Origin of the sequence: Thiohalocapsa halophila, assembly GCF_016583825.1 — a bacterium.
In the GTDB taxonomy this organism is placed as follows: domain Bacteria; phylum Pseudomonadota; class Gammaproteobacteria; order Chromatiales; family Chromatiaceae; genus Thiohalocapsa; species Thiohalocapsa halophila.
This window is the reverse complement of record NZ_NRRV01000222.1, coordinates 1-955: the sequence shown is the minus strand read 5'-3', so window position 1 is coordinate 955 and position 955 is coordinate 1. Positions and strand designations below refer to the sequence as shown.

Below are 955 nucleotides of genomic sequence, written 5' to 3'. Positions count from 1 at the left end.
ATTGGAAGCCTCGAAAATCTCTGGATCTGCGAGCATATCGCCACGCCTCGCGTGGCGGGCACCTGAGCCGAGGTTCGACACGCATGAACGATCTGAGGACCCCCGTTTCGCGGCTGCTGCGGCTCGTGCGTAGCGCGCGCGATCGCTGGAAGGCCAAGGCGCTGGAACGCCAGAAGCGCCTGCGTGCGGCACAGGTGCGGGTTCGCGACTTGGAGCGCAGCCGTGCCTACTGGAAGTCGCGGGCATTGGCGGCGGAGAGGCAAGCACCGGCAGGCGACGCGGCCGGCAGGAGAACCAACAAGGACAAGGGCGGCGAAGGCGGCGAAGGCGGCGAAGAGCCGCCCACGGCTTTGGTCCCCACGCGCGTTGCCAACCATCATCATAGCCTGGAGGTGATCCAGCTCAGCGTGCAGCTGTACCTGCATGCCGGTTTCGGGTGTCGCGGGGTCAGTTGGGTGCTGCGCCTGTTGGCAGGCTACCTCCCGCTGGGCGGGCCCGCGTCGACCACCGTCCTGAATTGGTGCTGTCGGCTGGGCTTGGCCGTGCTGCGGCGCCCGCTGGCGCGGCGCGACGATTGGATTTTCGTCATCGACGAGACGGTGGGCCTGGGCGCGCTGAGATGTCTGGTGGTGCTCGGCATACCGGCCGGCCGGTTGGTCGAGACCGGTTATGCGCCACGCCATTGTGACATGACGGTGCTGGCGGTGGAGGTGACGGCCAACAGTACCGGCGTCTGGGTGGCGGCGATGCTGGAACAGGTGCGTGCGCGCACGGGTGTGCCAGTGCAGATCGTCTGCGACCATGGGCGGCGATCTGCGCAAAGGCATCGCGCTGTTTCGCCAACAGGTGCCGAGCTGTGTCGAGACCTACGACATCTCCCATGCCATCGCGGCGCACTTGAAAGCTCACTGGCGCGACGACAGCCATTGGCAGGCGTTCCTGCAACAGGCCAGCA

The 955-nt window shown here is 66.7% G+C and carries 1 protein-coding gene; it reads left to right on the top strand.

All coding sequences use genetic code 11. The features are described from left to right. Positions 1-83: 83 nt before the first annotated feature. Positions 84-955, top strand: an 872-nt coding sequence (locus tag CKO31_RS26115; protein WP_200243842.1) for a hypothetical protein, incomplete at its 3' end; no start/stop codon positions are given.